The organism is Pseudomonas sp. GW822-FHT02E03 (assembly GCF_058802325.1).
The window spans coordinates 97,059-115,338 of sequence record NZ_JBXAOA010000011.1 but is presented as its reverse complement, the minus strand read 5'-3'; the positions used below and the strand labels follow the sequence as shown (position 1 = coordinate 115,338).

The 18,280-nt window shown below is 59.5% G+C and carries 13 protein-coding genes and 1 pseudogene; 11 read left to right on the top strand and 3 right to left on the bottom strand.

The features are described from left to right. Positions 1 to 18 precede the first annotated feature (18 nt). Entirely contained in the window at positions 19 to 504 is a 486-nt protein-coding gene (locus tag AC1RQB_RS11280; protein ID WP_063343855.1) for a hypothetical protein, read from the bottom strand. A 232-nt stretch (positions 505 to 736) separates the two neighbouring features. After that, a complete protein-coding gene (locus tag AC1RQB_RS11275) occupies positions 737 to 1,105 on the bottom strand; it encodes a hypothetical protein (RefSeq protein ID WP_063343856.1) in 369 nt (122 codons plus the stop codon). Positions 1,106 to 1,413: 308 nt separating this feature from the next. Between AC1RQB_RS11275 and AC1RQB_RS11270 the strand changes: the two genes are divergently transcribed. Both AC1RQB_RS11270 and AC1RQB_RS11265 read left to right on the top strand, forming a co-directional pair. After that, positions 1,414 to 2,067, top strand: a complete 654-nt coding sequence (locus AC1RQB_RS11270) for a hydrolase (protein WP_008075462.1) — start codon at positions 1,414 to 1,416, stop codon at positions 2,065 to 2,067. 71 nt (positions 2,068 to 2,138) lie between these two features. Further along, entirely contained in the window at positions 2,139 to 3,143 is a 1,005-nt protein-coding gene (locus tag AC1RQB_RS11265) for an MBL fold metallo-hydrolase (protein ID WP_081235346.1), read from the top strand. Between the two features lie 118 nt (positions 3,144 to 3,261). Here the strand turns inward: AC1RQB_RS11265 and AC1RQB_RS11260 are convergent. Then, positions 3,262 to 3,333, bottom strand: a pseudogene (locus AC1RQB_RS11260) (serine dehydratase beta chain); the annotation flags it as partial. A gap of 335 nt (positions 3,334 to 3,668) precedes the next feature. Here AC1RQB_RS11260 and AC1RQB_RS11255 point away from each other — a divergent pair. The 9 genes from AC1RQB_RS11255 to AC1RQB_RS11215 all read left to right on the top strand — a co-directional run bounded on the left by AC1RQB_RS11255 (position 3,669) and on the right by AC1RQB_RS11215 (position 18,276). Further along, the gene (locus AC1RQB_RS11255; RefSeq protein WP_063343857.1) at positions 3,669 to 5,045 is read left to right on the top strand and encodes an NfeD family protein; all 1,377 of its coding nucleotides are present in this window, start codon (positions 3,669 to 3,671) and stop codon (positions 5,043 to 5,045) included. A 332-nt stretch (positions 5,046 to 5,377) separates the two neighbouring features. Next, a complete protein-coding gene (locus tag AC1RQB_RS11250) occupies positions 5,378 to 5,596 on the top strand; it encodes a hypothetical protein (RefSeq protein WP_063343858.1) in 219 nt (72 codons plus the stop codon). Between the two features lie 585 nt (positions 5,597 to 6,181). Continuing rightward, complete coding sequence (bcsQ, locus tag AC1RQB_RS11245; RefSeq protein WP_063343859.1) at positions 6,182 to 7,306, top strand: cellulose biosynthesis protein BcsQ; 1,125 nt, start codon at positions 6,182 to 6,184, stop codon at positions 7,304 to 7,306. Then, positions 7,303 to 9,534: a UDP-forming cellulose synthase catalytic subunit gene (gene bcsA / locus AC1RQB_RS11240; RefSeq protein ID WP_063343860.1), complete on the top strand. Its 2,232-nt coding sequence runs from the start codon at positions 7,303 to 7,305 to the stop codon at positions 9,532 to 9,534. Before bcsQ ends, bcsA begins: the two co-directional genes overlap by 4 nt. Continuing rightward, the gene (gene bcsB, locus AC1RQB_RS11235; protein WP_081235347.1) at positions 9,531 to 11,834 is read left to right on the top strand and encodes a cellulose biosynthesis cyclic di-GMP-binding regulatory protein BcsB; all 2,304 of its coding nucleotides are present in this window, start codon (positions 9,531 to 9,533) and stop codon (positions 11,832 to 11,834) included. Before bcsA ends, bcsB begins: the two co-directional genes overlap by 4 nt. A 7-nt stretch (positions 11,835 to 11,841) precedes the next feature. Next, positions 11,842 to 13,083, top strand: coding sequence for a cellulose synthase complex periplasmic endoglucanase BcsZ (gene bcsZ / locus AC1RQB_RS11230; RefSeq protein WP_081235348.1), 1,242 nt, complete (start codon positions 11,842 to 11,844; stop codon positions 13,081 to 13,083). Further along, a complete protein-coding gene (locus AC1RQB_RS11225; protein WP_063343861.1) occupies positions 13,059 to 16,919 on the top strand; it encodes a cellulose biosynthesis protein BcsC in 3,861 nt (1,286 codons plus the stop codon). Before bcsZ ends, AC1RQB_RS11225 begins: the two co-directional genes overlap by 25 nt. Before the next feature lie 17 nt (positions 16,920 to 16,936). Then, positions 16,937 to 17,605 carry an SGNH/GDSL hydrolase family protein gene (locus tag AC1RQB_RS11220; RefSeq protein ID WP_095631972.1) on the top strand — a complete coding sequence of 223 codons (669 nt, stop codon included), beginning with the start codon at positions 16,937 to 16,939 and terminating at the stop codon, positions 17,603 to 17,605. After that, positions 17,602 to 18,276 carry an alginate O-acetyltransferase AlgF gene (locus tag AC1RQB_RS11215; RefSeq protein WP_207267302.1) on the top strand — a complete coding sequence of 225 codons (675 nt, stop codon included), beginning with the start codon at positions 17,602 to 17,604 and terminating at the stop codon, positions 18,274 to 18,276. Before AC1RQB_RS11220 ends, AC1RQB_RS11215 begins: the two co-directional genes overlap by 4 nt. The last annotated feature ends 4 nt before the right edge of the window (positions 18,277 to 18,280 follow it).

The window sequence follows — 18,280 nt, the reverse complement described above, 5'->3', positions numbered from 1 at the left end:
TCGCGACCCGCGGTGAATTTAAGTATGAATAAATTGTTCGGGACTCTCCAAGGCCGCAAGGAAGTCGTGTTCACCCTCAGCTCCCCACCATGGGGTAGATACAGCGCCGCCAAGGTCTCTTAGCTGCCGCAGTAGCACCAACAATGAGTAGATCTGATCTTGTCCCCACTGAGCCCCCATCCGATAGTCCAGTGTGAGGCTATTAGTGAAAACGAAAACACCGAGATCAGGTATTTGACCCCGGGTGCCGTAAAGCCCACTGAGAACGACATGGAACCCCTCTGCTGCACCTGAGCTTACAAGCAAAGCATCCTGAGGGCCTGAGAATGGCTTTCCACTTTGGGATGCTTTAATCCAAAGATAGCCGCCGTCAACAGTGACATTTTTCGCGCCATGATCGAACAGATATTGAAATGCCTGCGGTACAAGCGACGAGTCTGAATACGTCACCTCGACCTCAGGGAGCGATCCATCGTTAGTTGCAAAGTATTCGGAAAAATTCACGTAAAGTGCCTATCGTTTACACGGGACGGGGCATTTCCGATATGCCGATGCCCCTTGGATGATTGTGCGGTGTGGGCCAGGGTTGAGCCAATCTGTCGTTATTAACCCGACTTAAAACTGGTTGCGAGCGGATGGTCAATGCTTTGGGCAGGAAGGGACAGCTCTGAGGGGGAGCTTTCGACCCCAAGCGGACCTCGAGTCTAGGACTACAGCTAGGGGTTGCCATTGACCACTAATAAACTGGAGGTGGCTCATTACCGACCTTGATATGGTCGAAAACCTGATCTGGATTTTTCTGGCACCAATATCTGAACAAAAGGCGAGGTTCGATGCCTGCGAAATATTCACCTACCATACTGTCGGCGGGCACCGTCAGTTTTGGCTCTAACCATTGCTGAGCTAAAACGCCTATTGGGTTTTCAGACGTACAAATTATCCAGGTAGCCTCGCCACCCCTGATGCCTGGCAAGTAGCCCATGGTTTGCACCTTATCTAACAATACACTTAGCGTTGCGGTGGCTTCGACGTTAATTGACGTCTCATGACTGTGCATATCGTCTCCTGCATGCACGCTATCTCGATCAATGGCAACTTCCAACATGCCTACTCCTTTTTACCGCTGTGCTGTCACTAGATCGACCAGCGTAGAGACATCAGCGGCTACCTGTCCACAGTCTGCTCTTGGCCAGCTTATCGCTGCCGTCACCCGATAAGCGTTCCGCTGTCTTCTCGAGAAAACCGCACGCTACCGCACAAACATCCCAAACAACAGCACACCTGTTCAATCCCGGCCTTGTGGAATGCGTGACCATCTCCCCACGAAAGACCCGATGAATTTTTCATCAGCTCAACGGCACTTGTCGTCGAGCAACCCAAATAACCCTCGCCCAATACTTAAGGAAAAACATCATGGCCCTCGCAAAAGCAGCTCCAGGCAAAACCCTTCTTACCCCAACTGACCATACCTTGATCATGATCGACCATCAGTCGCAAATGTCCTTCGCGACCAAGTCGATTGATGCTGTGACCCTGCGTAACAACGCCGCGCTGGTAGCCAAGGCCGCCCGGGGCTTCGAAGTGTCGACCATCCTCACCACCGTTGCCGAAAAAAGCTTTTCCGGCCCGATCTTCGACGAAATCAAGTCAGTGTTTCCGGACCACAAAGTGATCGACCGCACCAGCATGAATACCTGGGAAGACGAACGCATCGCCGTTGAAGTCAACGCCTTCGGCAAACAGAAAATCGTCCTCGCCGGTCTGTGGACCTCCGTGTGCATCGTCGGCCCGGCGCTGTCAGCTATCGATCAAGGCTTTGAGGTGTACTTCATCGCCGATGCCTGTGGCGATGTCTCCATTGAAGCCCATGAAATGGCCGTGCAACGCATGATCCAGATCGGCGCCCGCCCAATGACAGCGCTGCAATATCTGCTGGAACTGCAACGTGACTGGGCTCGCAGCGAAACCTACGAGGAAACCGTCAAGACTTCGATCGCCAATGGCGGCGCCTACGGCCTGGGGCTGATCTACGCCAAAACCATGTTCCAGGCCTCTGAAGGCCATTAAGCAATGACAGCGGCTGCGCACAGGCGTAGCCGCTTTTTCACGCCTTTCTTATTGCAACCAGGACGCAAGCCATGAGCCTTCTCAAGCACCTCCCCTCCTACTTCAAGGGCTCACTGATGGCCCTGAGTCTCACGCTTACAGGCAATCAAGCCCAAGCCGCGGCGCCGCCGCCAGTGCAAACCCAGGCCCCCGGCTATCAACGCCTGGCGGTGGGTGAATACGAAATCACCGCGTTGTTCGATGGCTACAGCGACCTCGGGCCGACGCTGCTCAAAGGCCTTTCGCAGAAAGACATTCGCGCCATGCTCGAACGCAAGTTCATTTTTACCCCAGGCATGCCGACCGCGTTCAACGCATTCCTGATCAACACCGGTAAAAACCTGGTGCTGGTGGATGCCGGTGCGGGTGCCTGTTTCGGCGAAACCGCGGGCTGGCTGCCCGATAACATCCGCGCTGCCGGTTACCAACCTGAGCAAGTGGATACCGTGTTGCTCACCCACATGCATGTCGATCATGTCTGCGGCCTGATCAATGCCAAGGACGAGCCGGTGTTCGCGAACGCCACCGTGTATGCAGCGAAACCAGAGGCCGATTACTGGCTCAGCCAGGAAAACCTGGACAAGGCCCCAAAAGACGCCCGTGGCTACTTCGAGGTCGCCCGTAAATCCGTGGCCCCCTATGTCGCCGTCCACCGGTTCAAAACCTTCACCCCCGAGCAGTCGCTGGTGCCCGGCGTGACCGCGGTCAGCCTGCCCGGCCATACACCCGGCAGCAGTGGTTACACGTTCAGCTCCAACGGCCAGAGCATTTTGTTCATGGGTGACCTGGTCCACAGCTTCGCCGTGCAGTTCCAGCATCCAGAAGTGAGCATCGGCTTCGATGTGCAGGGTAAACAGGCCGTCGTGACGCGTGAAAAACTGTTCAAACAGGTCGCTCATGACCGTACCTGGGTTGCTGGTGCTCACTTGCCATTCCCTGGTATCGGGCATATCAGCAGTCGCGAAAAAGCCTTCGCCTGGGTGCCCGTCGAATACGGCCCTTACCAGCGACCGAAAAATGTTCCGCTGATCCAGTGATCACACCCCCGGACATAACCCGACTTCACTGCGGGAGTTCCCACTCCCGCCTGCATATAAAGGTTCGTGTGCAGTGCTGATGTATGCATCCAAAAATCTCAACGCGACCGGACCCTGGCATCGGGCCAACGGTGTGGGAACTGGAGGGGCCGATTCCAATCTTGCACAAGTCAAAAACACTGATAGCCATCGTTGATCTCCACGCGCCGCTTTCAGGTTGTCGGGAACCAACCGGATTGTCGGCGTCCGGGATCACCCAAAGGTGTCAGAATTCGACTCTAAAGTGTTCGTCACTACCAATTGCGGGTTGAAGGTCACGTAGCGCCCGCCAATTCGACGCGCGACCTTCCTGCTTATGGTTGTCGGATGTACGTCACAGCGTTCCGTGCAAGTATTGGGCTTTGACGATATGGCCGTCTTACCCCGCTGCGTCGCACCAGCAGCGTGACTCCGTCGCCCATCACTGACTCAACTACGCTTTGAGTGAGGGTTGCAGAGGCTGTCATACCCGCAACTGGAGGTCCCGTGAACAGTCACTGGTGGTGCCGCCTGCTCTTGCTAATCATACTGATCGGGTTACCGACGGGTTCGACGATGGCGGCAGGCAGTGTCGTAGTACTGACCGTCAACGATGCTATCGGTCCGGCCAGTGCCGACTACGTGGAGCGAGGCTTGAAGCGTGCGGTGACCGAGGGCGCGCAGTTGGTGGTCATCAGCCTCGACACCCCCGGCGGGCTGGACACCTCGATGCGCTTGATTATTAAGGCGATTCTGGCCAGCCCCTTGCCAGTGGCAAGTTTCGTCGCCCCCAGCGGCGCACGGGCGGCCAGCGCCGGCACCTATATTTTGTATGCCAGCCACATTGCCGCGATGACCCCCGGCACCAACCTGGGCGCTGCTACACCGGTGCAGATCGGCGGCCTGCCCGGGACTGCGCCCGAACCGCCGGGCCCACCCACCACCGACAAGGATTCTGCGCGTGAGCCGCAAGATACCTTGACTCGAAAACAAATCAACGATGCAGCGGCTTACATCCGTGGCCTTGCGCAACTCCGCGGACGCAATGCCGACTGGGCCGAACAAGCGGTACGTGAATCGCTCAGCCTGTCGGCCCACGAAGCGCTCAAACTCAAGGTGGTCGATTATGTGGCCAATGACGTGCCAGACCTGCTCAAGCAACTGGACGGCAAGAGCCTGAATGTCTCTGGTCAAACCTTGAAGCTGAGCACCGCCGGGGCTGCGCTCATCGACCATGCGCCTGATTGGCGCACACAACTGCTGGCGGTGATCACCAACCCCAGCGTGGCGTTGCTGCTGATCATGTTCGGGGTCTATGGCTTGATCTTCGAATTCATGAACCCAGGGTCGGGCGTTGGTGGGGTGCTCGGTGGCATCTGCCTGTTGTTGGGGCTGTATGCCCTGCAACTGTTGCCCGTGAATTACGCCGGGGTCGGACTGATTCTGCTAGGGATCGCCTTCATGATCGCCGAGGCGTTTCTACCGAGTTTCGGTGTAATCGGCTTCGGTGGGGTGGTTGCTTTTGTAGTGGGCGCAGTGATTTTGATGGACACCGATGTACCGGGCTTTGGCATTCCGTTGACGCTGATCATCGGCACGGCACTGATCAGCGCCCTGTTGCTGATGACGCTGGTCGGCATGGCGCTCAAGGCCAGACGCCGTGCCTTGGTCAGCGGCGATGCGGGCTTGGTCGGCAGCCAGGCTACGGTGACGGGACTGCTGCCGGGTCTGCCGATGAGCGGCTGGGTGCAACTGCAGGGCGAAAAATGGCAAGTTCAGAGCCCCTCGCCCCTGCACCTGGGCCAACAGGTTCGGGTGGTGGCGCGCAAGGGCGTGATGCTGGACGTCATTGCGCTGGATGAAACGCCATCGCGAGGAGATTGATGCGTGTTCGTGCTGCCAGTCCTGCCGTCCGAAGGCCCGCCTTCTGCGGGCTTTTACCCGCGTTTTCGTATCCGCCCTGTCATGCCTTCGTCACACCCACCCTGCACAATGCGGTCAGCCAAAAGGATTTGGCCCCATCGACAGAGCGCTCGGCCAAGTGCCGTTTTTTTTCGTTCCAGCGACATGCTTTTCACGAAGTGCTCACATTACGGAGCGCAGATTGAACGGACAAAAGGATTTGACCCCATACAGAGAGCCCGCCATGCGCGGGCTTTTTGTTGTCAGCCATTCCCACTGCTAAGCTTTCCACTCCCTCGAATGGAGTCGAAGCGATGCCCTACCCTGAATACTCTCTCGCCGATGATCTTGAACGCCTGCATCTCAACCAACTTGCCCTGGAGGCTGCGCTGATGGAGCTGACCTCACTGGTTGAGAAACAAGGTCATGCCGCGGCTGGCAACAACGTCCGCAGCGCGCTTCAAACGATCGGTGAAAACGCCGGACACATCAAACAGGGCTTGGCCAAGCTGAGGGCCCAAGGCCCACATTGATCAAGGCAGCCCCAATGGAAAGGCGGGAACAGCCAAAGAAAGACTTTTCTTTAGACGAAAAAATGGACCTCTTTTCAGAGATCCATTTTTTAATGCTTGGAGCGAGAAACGAAACTCCCATCTAGCGTCCGACATATTGAAACCCAAGGTGTTTCTTTTATTCCTGAAGCAGGAATAGATTTATTTTCAAGGTGTATAAAGATTTTTGAAATCGCCACTACCCCTTTCAAATACATCAGCCAACTTATTTAATGCATAACCCAGCATCAAATCATTGACGGCGATCAACACTCCATCGCGCCGCTCCCCGAACAAACACACACATTCCCCATCATCACATTAAACCCCACCAAACCGTCATTATTAGACGCATTCCAATACTCCACACTTTCCACGAATAACATAACATCTTAATAATACTCAAATTAACATTAACAGGCCTCGCTGACTTTTTATAACAATCATTGACACCCAGACGCCGGCACCCTAGATTAATGGCACTCTGCCAACGCCAAGACGACACATCAACTTTGTTAAGTTAATGGAATGCTGAGTTTCTGAGTTATTTCATTCCTGGTACAACGCATGAAATATGTTGACGACATTACAAAACTCTTTACACGTTTTGGCGCCAATGCGCAGAGTTACCAGGAAATACAACCGAACTATAAAGATTTCAAAGACGACCCGGTTACACCTGTACTGGCTGAGCCAGAATCGTCGGCGGCCTTGTCTCCCCCACCATCAACACTCCCTGTGTTTTTACTGGACGAGGCACAGCCTTCTTTATTGCTTGGCGCGCCCAAATCCCCTCCCCTGACCGAGCCACCTGCGAGTTCTGCTACGGGTGACCGTCAGCGATTGAGCGACCTGTTGCGTGAACTCAATCAGGTTCGTCGAGACGGTCTGCCAGAAACGAGTCGTAAGCGGACCAAGGCGAAGGTCATTGCTATCGTTTCAGCGAACGGTGGGGTGGGTAAAAGCACCGTCGCCGCTGGCCTGGCAAAAACACTTCGGCGCCCTGGCGGGCGCACCATCGCGATTGATCTGGACCCTCAGAACGCGCTGTCCAGCCACTTGGGTATCACCAGGCAGGTTCCCGGGCTGATCCAGCTCAAAGAGCAAGGCGCAGACTGGGACGCTCATCGCCTGCCGGGCTTTCGCGACAGTGAGTGCCTGCCCTTCGGCACTGGCGAGATGAACGATCGCCGCTTGCTCAGGCAGTTGATGCTTGAAGATTCTGACTGGTTGAATCAGCACCTTGCGTCAATGAATCTCAGCGAAAACGATACCGTGATCCTGGACACGCCTTCGGGTGCGACCGTCTATTCGCAACAGGCACTCGACGCCGCCGATCTGGTGCTGGTGATGACGGTCGCCGACGCGGCTTCCTACCTGGCACTGGACACCATGACCCAGTGGCTGGAAACCACCCGACGACGCGCGCAGCGGCACCGGTATGTGCTCAACCAACGGGATGACTCGCGCTCGTTCAGCAGGGACATGGGCGTGCTGTTTGTGCGGCGGCTCGGCGCTGACCTGATCGGGACGATTCGTCTCGATCACCAGTTCAACGAGTCGCTGGCTTATGGTCGGGACCTCTTCCAGTACGCACCTGAGAGCATTGGCTGTCAGGACATTCTGTCGCTGTCCGGCGCGGTCCGTGCCCTGCTTTTCGCGGATGCTACCAGCCAGCAGGACACGCCATGACCGCCCAGCTGAATCAGCTACCCGCGAAGACGTGGTGGTTGCAGGGGCTACTGGATACTTTCCAGGATCGCGTCAGTCGATGGCCCGTGCGTTGGCGCCAAAGCCTGAAGATCTCAGCCGGGCTGATCACGGCATTGTTGGTGCTGGGCATCCTCACAGCGCCGCTGAATCTATATTCCCAGGCCGCGTTTGCCGCCGTCTGTTTTACCGCCAGCCTGATCATCCGCAAGCAAGTCGGGCGCCTGGCGATCCTGACCCTGATCACCCTCTCGCTGATCGCTTCGTTGCGTTACATGTACTGGCGCCTGACCGACACCCTGAACTTCGACAACTGGCAGGATGCCGTATTTGGCTACGGGCTGGTGCTGGCCGAACTGTATGCCTTGCTCGTCCTGGTCTTCGGCTATGTACAGACCGCCTGGCCGCTGCACCGCAAACCGCAGTTTCTGCAACAACCGCCCGCGGAATGGCCGACGGTAGATGTCTTCATTCCCACCTATAACGAAGCATTGGGCATCGTCAAACTGGTGGTGCTCGCCGCTCAAGCCATTGACTGGCCCGAGGGCAAACTGCGGGTGCACATGCTCGATGACGGACGCCGGGAGGAATTCAAGGTTTTCTGTGAGCAGATTGGTGTCAACTACATCACCCGCGACAACAATCAACATGCCAAGGCCGGCAACCTCAATGAGGCACTCAAAGTCACCGATGGCGAGTTCATTGCCATATTCGACGCCGACCACGTGCCCACCCGCTCCTTTCTGCAGATCACCATGGGCTGGTTTTTAAAGGACCCGAACCTGGCGTTGCTGCAAACGCCGCACTTTTTCTACTCACCCGATCCGTTCGAAAAAAACCTCGATACCTTTCGCTCGGTGCCCAATGAAGGCGAGTTGTTCTACGGCCTGGTGCAGGACGGCAACGACCTGTGGAACGCGGCCTTCTTCTGTGGCTCCTGCGCGGTCATCCGGCGGACTCATTTGCTGGAAGTCGGCGGCATCGCCACCGAAACCGTGACTGAGGATGCGCACACGGCACTCAAGCTCAATCGCCGTGGTTTCAATACCGCTTACCTTGCCGTTCCACAAGCGGCGGGACTGGCCACCGAAAGCCTTTCCCGACACATCAGCCAGCGCATACGCTGGGCGCGGGGCATGGCGCAGATTTTTCGGACCGACAATCCGTTGTTTGGCAAGGGACTGAACCTGGGGCAGCGCATCTGCTACCTCAACGCCATGATGCACTTTTTCTACAGCCTGCCCCGCCTGGTGTTCTTGACCGCCCCCTTGGCCTACCTGCTTTTCGACGCGCAGATTTTCCATGCCTCGGCATTGATGGTCACGGTCTATGTACTGCCGCATATTTTCCATTCCAGCCTGACCAACTCCAGCATCCAGGGGCGCTTCCGCCATTCCTTCTGGAACGAAGTGTATGAGTCGGTATTGGCCTGGTACATCATGCGACCGGTGCTGTTGGCCCTGATCAGCCCTTCGCTGGGCAAATTCAACGTAACCGACAAGGGCGGCACCCTCGAAAAGGACTATTTCAACTGGAAGCTCGCGCGGCCTTATATCGTCCTGCTGACCTTGAACATGATCGGTCTGGCGATCGGCGTGGTGAAACTGATCGGGAGTGATTCGGCCGAGGCCACTACCCTGCTGATCAACCTGGCCTGGACCGTGTACAACATCGTCATCGTCAGCACCGCCGTGGCGGTGGCCACTGAGTCCTCTCAGGTGCGCAACGAACCCAGGGTGCCCGCGGATCTGCCCGTGCGCATCTATCGCGAAGACGGCACCTGGTTCGATTGCGTAACCCGGGACTTCTCACAAAACGGCGTGGGTCTGGCACTGCCACCGCAGGTTCTGCTCAGCGTCAATGAGAAGCTGCGACTGTGCATTCTGCGCACACCACCCTCAAGCCTCTTTCCCGCAAAAACAGTCTTCAGCAACGACAACGTGGCGGGCGTGCAATTCGAGGCTTTGACCCTGCGCCAGCAAAGCGAGCTGGTGCGACTGACCTTTTCACGGGCCGATACCTGGGCCAACACGTGGGGTAACGGCCGCCTCGACGCGCCAATGTCGGCGTTGCGCGAGGTCAGCAGCATTGGCTTTCGCGCCATCCTGCGCTTGTTCGTTGCAACCCTAAAGGACAGCCAGGCGCTGCTGCGCAAACGCCCGGACACTCCATCACCTATCGACTCCACCGCGGACACGCAACGATCTTGAAGCCTTCCACTCGCCGGACCTTTCTTCCTCGTCGCTCACTCATCCTGATCACCTGCTCGCTAGTGGGCTGGAGCGGCTGGGCATTGAGTGCTGCCGCCCAAATCAGCGCCACAGAGCCGGCGATGATGCCGGTCACAGCGTTGCCCGGGACCGATGCCCCGAGCAACAGCTATACCCGCACCCTCAAGGAGCTAGGCAAAAGCTATTCGATGACCCTTAAAGGCGTGGAGGCTACCGACAGTGTGAACTTCGATGTGCGCGCCGATGAAGTCGTCACGGCTGCGCAGGTCACGCTGCAGTACAGCTACTCACCGGCGCTGCTGGCTGACCTTTCGCAGATCAATGTACTGGTCAACGATCAAGTGGCCGCCAGCCTGCCCCTGCCCAAGGAAGATGCCGGTAAATTGCAGACCCGTACCGTGCAGATTCCGCCGCAGACCATCACCGAATTCAACCGGCTCAGCCTGCAGTTCATCGGTCACTACACGATGCAATGTGAAGACCCTTTGCACTCCAGCCTATGGGCCCGGATCGGCAACGAGAGCCAGCTGAGCCTCCAGGTGTCCTCGATTAAACAGCCCAACGACCTGTCCGCCCTGCCGCTGCCCTTGTTCGATCGTCGAGACGCCTCGCCCCTGAAGCTGCCCTTCGTGTTCGCCACGCGCCCCGGCGGCCCTGAGCTTGAGGCCGCCGGTATCCTGTCGTCCTGGTTCGGCGCCCTGGCCAGCTACCGCGGCGCAACTTTCCCCGCCAGCCTCACCAGCCTGCCGGCCAAAGGCAACGCCGTGGTGTTTGTCAGCGGCAGCGAATCAACGGCCGTGAGTGGCTTAACGATCAAAGAGGCCACGGGGCCGACATTGACACTCGTGAGCAACCCGAATGATGCTCAGGGCAAACTGCTGATTGTCTCCGGGCGCGATGGCGCCGATCTCAAGGTCGCCGCGACTGCGCTTGCCCTCGGTGGCTCGGCCTTTTCCGGGCAGAGCGTAGTGATCGACCGGATCGACTCGCTCAAGCCACGCCGACCGTATGACGCGCCTAACTGGCTGCCCTCCGATCGCCCGGTTCGCCTGGGTGAACTGGCGAAGCCCGCAGAACTCAATGTGTCGGGTTATAACCCGGGGCAAATGACGGTTGCGCTGCGCTTGCCACCCGACCTGTTCAACTGGCGTGAGCCCGGTGCGCAACTTGACCTGAAATACCGCTATACGCCGCAACCGGTCTCCACCAATTCCTCGTTGCTGGTCAACTTCAACGACACCTTCATCAAGTCGATCGATCTGCCTTCTATCGAGAAACTCGGCAACAGCGACAGCCTGCTGGCGATGCTCAAAACCGACGACAGCCTGGCCCGCACCTCGCGCATGCTGTTGCCGCTCAATTCCGTAGCGCTGCAATCACGCCTGCAATTTCGCTTCATGTATGACTACATCAAACAGGGCGAATGCCGCGACATCATCATCGACAACATGCGCGGTGTGATCGACCCGGACTCGACCCTGGACCTCAGCCAATACGAACATTTCATGGCCATGCCCAACCTCGGAGTGTTCAAGGACAGCGGCTTCCCGTTCACTCGCATGGCCGACCTTTCTGAAACCTCGGTAATCCTGCCCAACGAGCCAGGCCCGGCCGATCTGAGCGCCTATCTGACCCTGCTGGGCCGCTTCGGCGACTCCACCGGTTATCCGGCCACCGGCGTGAAGGTGGTCCACGCCGACCAGGTGGCCGAGCAAAGCGACCGGGATTTGCTGGTGCTCGCCTCGGGCAACAATCAGCCGCTGCTTGCGCAATGGCAAAGCCTGCTGCCGGCCAAGGGCGAAGACGCTGCGCAGTACTTTGAACTGTCTGACCTGCCCTTGCGTCTGCGCAACTGGATCAGCCCGGATACGAAAACCAATCTGCGTGAAGCGCGCAGCAGCTTCAGGTTTACCGCTGACGACGGCAGTGCTTATCTGACCGGATTCGAATCGCCGCTCAAGAGTGGCCGCAGTGTGGTGTTTATCGCCAGCGCAAGGCCCAACGGCTTGGCCGACGTAACCAACGCCCTGCTCAGCAGCGAAGAAAACGCCCGCGAGTTGCAAGGCAGTCTGGTGGTGGTCAGGGGCAAGCATGTCGAGTCGCTGGTCGCCGAGCAGGATTACTACGTCGGGAGCCTGGGCCCATTGCGCTATCTGCAGTGGTACCTCTCGCAAAACGTAATGGCGCTCATGCTGTTCACCCTCCTCGGGATCCTGCTGCTGGCTTCGATGGCCTACCTGGCCCTGCGCTTACGGGCCAAACGTCGTCTTGGTCAATGAGCCGCGCATGCCTGTGTCGTCCATGAGCCGCCGGGGTGTTTCACTTCGCCAGTGCCTGCGCGGTAACACGCGCAGGTTGAGCGCCGTGCTTGCGCTTGCCCTGCTGGCGCCTGCGATAGCGGCCGGGAAATCCTGTGAGTCGCCAGCCTGGCCACTGTGGCAAACCTATGCAACGCGCTTCGTCCAGGCCGACGGCCGGGTTCTGGAATCGAGCCAGGAAAACAATCACAGCACCTCTGAAGGGCAGTCCTACGGCATGCTCTTCGCACTGATCGGCAACGATCAGCCACGCTTTGACAAACTCTGGCGCTGGACCTCAGCCAACCTCGCAGGCTCCGCCACCGCCACACGCCTGCCGGGCTGGTTATGGGGGCAAGGCACGGACGGTCAGTGGCGCCTGCAAGACGCCAATTCGGCCGCCGACGCCGACCTGTGGATCGCCTACGCCTTGCTCGAAGCCGCACGCCTGTGGCATCGGCCGGACTATCACCAGGACGCCCTGCACCTGATGGCGACAATTGAAGCGCAATTGGTCGTCAAGCTGCCCGGGCTGGGCCCGATGGTGATGCCTGGACCACAGGGCTTCGTCCAGCCGGACGCTCTCTGGCGCCTGAACCCCAGCTACCTGCCACTGCCACTGTTACGGCGGTTGGCCAAGGAAGCCCCATCGGGACCCTGGCAAGCGATTGCCAACAACACCGCGACGATGATTGCCCAATCCAGCCGCCACGGTTTCGTCGCTGACTGGGTCGGTTATCAAGGCACTTCAGCGCAATCGGGTGCCTTCACAAGCGACCCGATCCACGGCGACACGGGCAGCTACGATGCCATTCGCGTGTACCTCTGGCTGGGCATGAGTGATACCTCTGGACCGCCGGCAGCGCTCCTGCTCAAACGGCTGGACGGCATGGCCCGCAGCACTGTCGCAACGGGTTCTCCCCCAGAAACAGTCCAGGTTCTCCACGGCACTGTTCAGGGTCAGAGCCCGTTCGGATTCTGGGCTGCACTGATTCCCTACCTTGAGGCCAAGGGCCAACCCGGGTTGGCCGATCAGCAGCGACGCCGCGTGGAGCTCGCCTTGCACGAGGCACTGGCCAGGCCTGATGGCGAAGCCGGTCCGCCGCGTTACTACAACTTCATGCTCAGCCTGTTCGCCCTCGGATGGGCAGATAAACATTACCGATTCCGGGAAGACGGAACGCTGAAACTCTCCTGGGAGACCGCATGCACGCGCACCACCGCACGCTAGCCATCGCCGTCATGAGCGCATGGACGGCCGCTGCACACGCTCAAAGTCCGACACCACAGGCATTACTCGTCGAGCAAGGGCAGTACTGGCAGTTGCACAACAACCCTCAACGCGCTGCGGAAGTCTGGCTCAAAGTCCTGCTGCTGGACCCGGCCCAGGTTGACGCACTGTATGGCCTGGGCTTGATTGGCGTGCAACAGGGCAAGCCACAACAGGCGCAGCAATACCTCGCCCGCTTGCAGGCCATCCAGCCACCGCCTCGGCAGGCACTGCAATTGGCGCAGGACATCAGCGTGGCCCAACCGCAGAACCAGCAGCGTCTGGAAGAGGCTCGGCGCCTCGTCGATGCCGGTGAGCGTGACAAGGCAACTGCAGTGTTTCGCTCGCTGTTCGATGGCCGTCCACCTCAAGGTACGATCGGCCGCGAGTATTACAACAACCTTGCCTTCAATCAGGCTGACTGGGCTGAAGCACGCGGCGGATTTCAGCGCCTGCAACGTGAGATGCCCAACGACTCGATCGTCGCGCTGTTTTACGCCAAGCATCTGGTGCGCCGTGAAGACAGCCGTGCCGAGGGCATCCGCGCCCTGGCCGCGCTGACCCAGCGTGCCGACATTGCCGGTGATGCCGACGAAAGCTGGCGCCTGGCGCTGACCTGGATCGGTCCGCCCAATCCGGCACAAGTGCCGTTGTTCGAGGCGTACCTCAAGACGCATCCGGATGACGTGGAAATCCGGGCGCAGATGAACAAGGGCAAGCAACAGGTGGCAACGACGGCCAGCAAGGAATGGCAACCGCCTGCCGAAGTCGCACGCGGCCTGAAGGCGCTCAAAGAAGGCGATCAGGCCACCGCCGAACAGGCTTTTCAAGCACGCTTGAAAACCCGGCCCGACGATGCTGACGCACTGGGTGGCCTTGGGGTTATTCGCCAGCAGCAACACCGACTGGCCGAAGCGGAAAAGCTCTTGAGTCAGGCCACACGACAAAACGACGGCAGCCACTGGCAAGTCGCGCTGAACGAAGTGCGCTACTGGTCAGCATTGCAGCAGGCCCGCGACGCCCAAGCCAAAGGCCAGGCAGCTCAGGCGCAGGTCTTGGTCAACCAGGCGCTGCGGCTCAATCCAAACGGGGTAGATGCTCGCCTCGCCCTGGCGGATATTCAGGCCAGCGCGGGCCAGTTCGATGACGCTCTGCGCAACTATCGGCAGATTTTGAACCAGCGCCGCGACGACCCTCAAGCACAGGAAGGGCTGGTCAATGTGCTGCTCAAGAGCGGCAAGAACGATGAAGCCCTGCAACTGATCAACAGCCTGCCCGCCACCGGACAGGCAAAGATCGGCCAGTCCGTACGCCTGCAAGCCTTGCGCGCGACGCAACTGGCCGCCCTCGCCGAACAACGCAACGACCTGCCCGCTGCGCGCAACGCCTTGCAAGACGCGCTGCGCGTTGAGCCGGACAACATCTGGACACGTTTCGCCCTGGCCCGCCTGAACCTGGCGATGGGCGAACCGCAAAAGGCTCGAGACCTGATCAACGCCATGCTCCAGGCCCGACCCGACAATGCCGATGCGCTATACGTCAGCGCCTTGCTGTCGGTGCAGATGGGTGAGTGGAAAGCTGCCCAGACAACGTTGGGACGCTTGCGCCCCGACCAGCGCACCCCGGACATGGACGCGCTGGCCGCTGATGTCAGCCTCAACCTGCAACTGCACCAGGCGATCGAGTTGGGCAAACGCGGACAGCGCCAGGAAGCCCTGACCTTGCTCGATCGTATTCAGCCGACGGCCAACAACAGTCCAGATCGCACGGCGAGCCTGGCCTCGGCGTATGTCGACATTGGCGAGCCAACCCGTGCGCTGGCCCTCATGCGCGGCCAGTTGCAAAACACCACGGCGCCCTCGGCGGACTTCATCCTGCAATACGCCGCGGTCCTGCTTAAAACCGGAGAAGACGCACAGGTCAACGAGATTCTGCGCGACCTTCAGAACAGGCCCTTGAACGCGCCGGCTCGCAAGCGTTTCGACGACCTGCTCTATCGCTATCGCATCCGCCAGGCTGACCAGTTGCGTGAACGAGGCAATCTGGCCAGCGCTTATGACACGCTAGCGCCCGCACTGGCACAACGTCCCGGTGACAGCGCGGCCGTCGCGGCATTGGCGCGGATGTACTCGGCCAACGGCGACACGGCAAAAGCCCTCGAACTCTACAAACCACTGTTACAACGTCAGCCAAACGACCCACAACTGCTGTTGGGTGCCGCCGACGCGGCGGTGTTGGCACAGGACACGGCCTTTGCCGAACAGGCACTGCAACAGCTGCTCAAGACTGAATCCGGCAACCCTCAAACGCTGACAGAGGCCGCCCGCCGCTACCAGAACATGGGCCAGACCGGCACGGCGACCGATCTGCTGCGCAAAGCGGTGGCCATTGAACAGAGCGAGAAACGCAGGAGCCAGGGAGGCCAACTGGCCGGTTCGTCGGTGGCGCCCAACCCTTTTGCCGGGATTTCGGGTCCACGTAGCGAGGTCAGTCGCGACACCTTGCTGGCAGCGATCCCGCCACCGGTCCAGGAGATGCCGGGCAGCGTGAGGTCTCACACCCCTTTTGGCATCGACGCCCCGCCAAGGCCACAGCAGGCAAGCAATCGATTCGAGTCGCAGCTGCCGCGGGCAGCACTGGTGAGCGAGGACATCAGCCCCGCGCAACTGGCGCTGAATAAAATCCTTCAGGAGCGCAGTGCCTACGTCACCCAGGGCGTGAGCATTCGCAGCAACAACAGTGAGTCGGGGTTGAGCAAACTGACCGATGTTGAAACACCGCTGGAAATCAATATCCCGCTGGATGAAAGCCGCGTCGCCCTGCGCGTGACGCCCGTCTCGCTGAACGCCGGCAGTGTCAGCGGCGATGCACTGCCGCGCTTTGGTAGCGGTGCGCAGAGCGACGGCGTCGGCTCGCAAAAAGCCGAGGGTGTCGGCCTTTCCGTCGCTATTCAACGGCCCGCGGATGGGTTCAAAGCTGATCTGGGCACCACCCCGCTCGGCTTCAAATACACCACCGCCACTGGCGGCATCAGCATTGATCGCCCCGTGAGCGACTCCTCTAACGTCCGTTACGGCGTGAGCGTTTCCCGGCGTCCAGTGACTGACAGCGTCACCTCGTTTGCCGGCACCACGGACAAACGCAGCGGGCAGTCCTGGGGCGGCGTGACCGCCAACGGCGGGCGTGGCCAGTTGAGCTTTGACGACAATGAAGTCGGCGTCTATGGCTACGCCTCCTGGCACCAGCTGTTGGGCAACCATGTCGAGTCCAACAACCGCAGTGAGCTGGGCAGCGGCGTCTACTGGTACCTGCAAAATGCAACGGACAGCAAACTGACCGTCGGCCTGAGCATGACCGGCATCAGCTACGCCAACAACCAGGACTATTTCACTTATGGCCACGGCGGCTATTTCAGCCCGCAGACGTTCTTCGCCCTGGGCATTCCGGTGACCTGGGCACAACGCACCGGACGCTTGACGTATCAAGTCAAGGGCTCGGTCGGCGTGCAGCATTTCGAGCAGGACAGCGCTGACTATTTCCCCAACGACAAAGCCCTGCAAGCGGCCTCGGGCCTGCGCTACGAAGGGCAAAACAAAACCGGGATCGGCTACAGCGTCGCCGCGGCGGCTGAATACAAGGTCGCTTCGAACTTCCTGCTGGGCGCCAATCTGGGCCTGGACAACGCTCATGACTACCAACAGGTCAGCGGTGCCCTGTCTTTGCGCTACCAGTTCGAAGACATCAGCGGCCCCATGAGCCTGCCGGTCAGCCCGTACACCTCGCCTTATTCCAACTGATCATTCTGGAGCTTTCGATGCCCACTTCTGCCCTTGCCGGCCTGTCCCTCCTTGTTCTTGGGGAGAGCCATATGAGCCTCGCGGACCATTTGCTGGAGCCGCTGCACGACAACCTGACTCGTCAAGGCGCCCTGGTTCATTCCATCGGTGCCTGCGGTGCCAGCGCCAGCGACTGGCTGATCAGCAAAAAGGTCGACTGCGGCGCCGAGCGCAAAGGCAACGACAAGATCGTGATCAAAGGGCGCGAGGCAACCACCACACCGATCCAGGACCTGATCGCCGCCGACAAACCCGACCTGGTGGTACTGGTCATCGGCGACACCATGGCGTCCTATGACAAGCCAGTGTTTCCGAAGGCCTGGGCATGGCAAAGCGTCACCGGACTGGCCAAGGCCATCGCGGCCACCGGGACCCGTTGCGCCTGGGTGGGCCCGGCCTGGGGCAAGGCCGGTGGCATGTACCAGAAGAATGATGCCCGCACCCAGTTGATGTCGCAGTTTTTGGCCGCGAACGTGGCGCCTTGCACCTACATCGATTCGCTGACGCTTTCCAAACCCGGGCAGTGGATCACCACCGATGGGCAGCACTTCACCGTCGCCGGTTATCAAGCATGGGGCACTGCGATTGGCGGTGCGTTGGCCAAACTGCCCGCCAACACCGTCAGCAGCACAGGAGCCGGCAAATGACCCGATTCGCATGTGGCTGGGCGCTGTTCGCACCCTTGATGCTGAGCCTGCACGCCCAGGCCGCCGACATTGCCCTGTACCCGACGGGCCCGGATCAGGACTCGGCCTTCCTGCGCTTTATCAATGCTGCTGACCAACCGTTGCAGCTGCTGGCCGAAGGTTCACAGGCCAGCCTAAGACTCGAGGGTTCGAATGCCGTGTCCGACTACCTGCCCGTCCCCGCCAACCAGCCGATCAAGGGCACCCTGGAACGCAACGGCAAAAGCCAGCCGCTGGACATCCAGGTGGCAGCAGGCGAATTCGCCAGCGTGATCGCTTTGCCAGACAACGCTCAAGGTATCCGCCAGGTCGTCATCCGTGAGCAACCCGACGACTTCAATAGCCTGAGAGCCTCGCTGGCGTTTATCAGCGCCGACCCGGCGTGCACCCAGGCTGGTTTGCGCGTTGCGGGGAAGAACGCCGACCTGTTCAAGGAAGTGGCCGACGGCAGCGTGCAACGTCGCGCGATCAACCCGGTCAGCCTGTCGGTTCAATTGGTCTGCGCCCAAACCAACGTCGGTGCCCCGCTTGACCTGGGCCAGCTCAAGGCCGGCGAGCGCTACAGCGTTGTGCTGCTACCTGGCGCAAAGGGTCCGCAGCTGTTGCTCGCGACTGACGTCCTGGCCCACTGATCGG

What these genes read in the sequence shown, in the direction of transcription:
- AC1RQB_RS11275 (WP_063343856.1), bottom strand. Translation starts at nt 1,105, where the DNA reads ATGTTGGAAGTTGCCATTGATCGAGATAGCGTGCATGCAGGAGACGAT.
- AC1RQB_RS11270 (WP_008075462.1), top strand. Translation starts at nt 1,414, where the DNA reads ATGGCCCTCGCAAAAGCAGCTCCAGGCAAAACCCTTCTTACCCCAACT.
- AC1RQB_RS11265 (WP_081235346.1), top strand. Translation starts at nt 2,139, where the DNA reads ATGAGCCTTCTCAAGCACCTCCCCTCCTACTTCAAGGGCTCACTGATG.
- AC1RQB_RS11250 (WP_063343858.1), top strand. Translation starts at nt 5,378, where the DNA reads ATGCCCTACCCTGAATACTCTCTCGCCGATGATCTTGAACGCCTGCAT.
- bcsQ (WP_063343859.1), top strand. Translation starts at nt 6,182, where the DNA reads ATGAAATATGTTGACGACATTACAAAACTCTTTACACGTTTTGGCGCC.
- bcsA (WP_063343860.1), top strand. Translation starts at nt 7,303, where the DNA reads ATGACCGCCCAGCTGAATCAGCTACCCGCGAAGACGTGGTGGTTGCAG.
- bcsZ (WP_081235348.1), top strand. Translation starts at nt 11,842, where the DNA reads ATGCCTGTGTCGTCCATGAGCCGCCGGGGTGTTTCACTTCGCCAGTGC.
- AC1RQB_RS11225 (WP_063343861.1), top strand. Translation starts at nt 13,059, where the DNA reads ATGCACGCGCACCACCGCACGCTAGCCATCGCCGTCATGAGCGCATGG.
- AC1RQB_RS11220 (WP_095631972.1), top strand. Translation starts at nt 16,937, where the DNA reads ATGCCCACTTCTGCCCTTGCCGGCCTGTCCCTCCTTGTTCTTGGGGAG.
- AC1RQB_RS11215 (WP_207267302.1), top strand. Translation starts at nt 17,602, where the DNA reads ATGACCCGATTCGCATGTGGCTGGGCGCTGTTCGCACCCTTGATGCTG.